Annotated in this window: 3 protein-coding genes; 1 reads left to right on the plus strand and 2 read right to left on the minus strand. The window is 60.7% G+C overall.

The genetic code is table 11. The features are described from left to right. Positions 1-106: 106 nt before the first annotated feature. Entirely contained in the window at positions 107-1,471 is a 1,365-nt protein-coding gene (locus tag B2W52_RS07475; protein ID WP_273070466.1) for a sodium:solute symporter family transporter, read from the plus strand. Positions 1,472-1,495: 24 nt separating this feature from the next. Here the strand turns inward: B2W52_RS07475 and B2W52_RS07480 are convergent, their stop codons facing one another. Then, on the minus strand, positions 1,496-2,497 hold the full coding sequence (locus tag B2W52_RS07480; RefSeq protein WP_286802213.1) for an AgmX/PglI C-terminal domain-containing protein: 1,002 nt from the start codon (positions 2,495-2,497) through the stop codon (positions 1,496-1,498). Between the two features lie 2 nt (positions 2,498-2,499). Next, positions 2,500-2,784 (minus strand): ExbD/TolR family protein (locus B2W52_RS07485; protein WP_286802215.1); only part of this gene is annotated, 285 nt, incomplete at its 5' end.

The raw sequence follows: 2,784 nt of genomic DNA on the forward strand, positions 1-2,784 counted from the left end.
GCAGTAGAGCTCTGCGTGGCCCGCATTCCTGCGGGCCAACGTATCTCGCCCCGCTTCCGCCGTTGTGGCACTATGGCCCGCTTGATGAACGGCGGAGAACCTCCCGATGTTTTATACCACCCTCGCGGCGATCGTGGTCGCCATGATCCTGTTTGCCTGGCTCGGACTGAGAGCCCGTCTCGCCGACGGCGGACTGGATGACTATGTAACGGCAAGAAACAGTCAGGGAGCCAGGGCCCTCGGACTGTCTTTCCTCGCTTCCGGCATGGGCGGCTGGATACTGTTTGCCCCGCCTGAGGTTGGCGCACTGGTCGGCCCTCTGGCTCTGGCTGGCTATGCCCTGGGCGCCGCCTTGCCGTTTATCGTGTTCGCTTTCTGTGGCCCCGCTATTCGCCGCTTCCTTCCGGAAGGACGCAGCATCGGCGAATTCGCCAACGCCTGTTATGGCAATGGCGTACGCCGCTACGTTTCGACGATCTCGGTGCTCTACATGCTTTGCTTTCTCACCGCGGAGCTTACTGCCATTGGTGCCATAACGTCGCTGCTTTCCGGTATTGATGGCGGCATTGTGGTCATTGGCGTTGCCATAACCACGCTGGTATACACCGCTGTCGGTGGTCTCAGGGCCAGCATCGTTACCGACCAATGGCAGGCGCTGTTGCTGATCGGCTTGCTGGCTATCGTCAGTTTTGTTGCCGTAGGCAAGCTTCCGGACGCAGCACCCGCAGCGCTACCGGATATCCCCGCGCCGGCGGCCCTGAGCGTGGCGCTGACCCTGGTGATTGCCGTCACCGCCGCCAACCTGTTCCACCAGGGATACTGGCAGCGTTTATGGTCGGCTCGTGATACGGACGCCCTGAGCCGCGGCGCGTTGCTGGGCGGCGTGGTCACCATCGCCGTTGTCGCCGTGGTTGGCGGGCTGGGAATACTGGCGGCCATGAGCGGCGCCGACCTTGGCAGCCCGCCGATTCCGTTTTTTGCCTTGCTTGCTGATGCGCCGGCCTGGCTCGCTTTACCGGCCCTGATCCTGGCCATCACACTCGTGGCATCCTCGGTGGATACCCTGCAGAACGCACTTGCGTCGCTGGCGGTTACCGAAAAACAGGGGTTGTCCATTGTCAGTGCCCGATGGTTTACCGTGCTGCTGATGATTCCTGTGGTTCTGGTGGCACTTCAGGGGATTTCCGTGCTGCGGCTATTTTTGATCGCAGACCTGCTTTGCGCCACGGCGGTTCTGCCTGTACTGATGGGGCTCTGGGGAAAAATGACCACGAGGGCGGCGATCCTGGGCTGTCTGGCGGGACTTTTCGGCGCGATTCTGCCCGGATGGATTACCGGTGGCAGCCTGATGGCCGGATTGGAAGCTGCCAGCTTCCCCGGCAGCATTCCCACCCTGATGCCTTTCGTTGGTGCCCTGGTAGGCTCCGGACTGGTCAGTGTCGTGATCGCGACCACAACCCGGAAACGCTAAGCGGCATCCTTGCTGTCCAGCGCCCTAGCTGGACAGCAATTCGATCGGATAACGGATCTTGGTTTGATCAACGCCCGGTCGGGCCCCGAAATCCACCAACCTCAGACGATTGCAGATCTTGCTCTCCAGCGCCGGCTCATTGAGTGTAGATTCCACCACCGAACAACTCGATACTGCACCGTTCGGCTCAATGACCAACTCTGGGGTAATACTTCCCTGCAGCGACGGTTTGCGCCGAAGCTCCCGGTTGTAGATGCTGTAGATCGCGGATTTGTTGGCATCCATGGTCCGGCGCAACTCTTCCTTGCTCCGGGTTCTGGCCGCAGTTTCCTGCTGTTCCTTGCGTGTCGCCTCTTTCACCGCAGCAACTCTCTCTGCTTCGGCAACTTCCGCGCGCTGACGCTCGGCCAGGGCGACCTGACCGGCCTCCCGGTTGAGCGCTTCCTCGTTCACCCCACTGCTCTTCGCGCTCGCGGTCGCGCGCGAGGCCAAAGTATCACCGGTTTTGCGGGCAATAGGTTCCGCTGTATTGGCAACCGGGCCATCCAGCTTGACCGACTCCGCCAGCGAACTGAGTTTCTTCAGTTCGTTCCCCATTGCGAGAATACCGGTATTCTTTGCCTTCTCCCTCGCCTTGGCGACCTCTTCAGGCTTGGGTTCTGGCTTGGGCTCCGGTTTTTCGGCTACCTGAGGCTCCGGCTCGGGTTCCGGCATCACCGGTTCAGGAACCGGCTCCGGCTTGGGCTCTGGTTTGGCCTGTTCCACCGGCTTTTCCTCAGGCTTCGGCGGTTCGGGCTCCGGCTCGGGCATCACCGGTTTTGGGGGCTCCTTTTTCTCGATGATCAGCTTGGCCAGCTGAGGCGGCAGAGCTTCCTGTTCCTGCCTGTCACGTTCTGGCAGCTCTACCCAGCTGACATAACCTGCAATTGCAAGGAACAATGGCATCACAAAAACAGCGGCAGCCAACAACCGCTTACGTTCACCACGCTCCTGATTCCAGGGCAATCCGTACCGATAATCCATCATGGTCAGGCTCCCTGTTCCGCACGCTGATTAACCGCCAGGGAAATACTGGCGTAACCGGCGTCCACACAGGTGGACATGATTTTTTTCAGCAGCTCGTAGGGCAGTTCGCGGTCTGCGAGAATGGTAATGGGTCGACCCGCATCCGGGGCAGGTGCCGACGAGCGACTGGCCTGATAGTCCAGTTCCTGCTTCAGGGCAGGCTCCACCTGTCCGTCAAACGTCTGGAAGGCGTCGCGTTTCACTACCAGCCGACCGTTCACCAGGATATCCCGGTCCGTGACGGTCAG

The organism is Marinobacter sp. UBA2498, assembly GCF_002341575.1.
GTDB lineage: Bacteria > Pseudomonadota > Gammaproteobacteria > Pseudomonadales > Oleiphilaceae > Marinobacter > Marinobacter manganoxydans.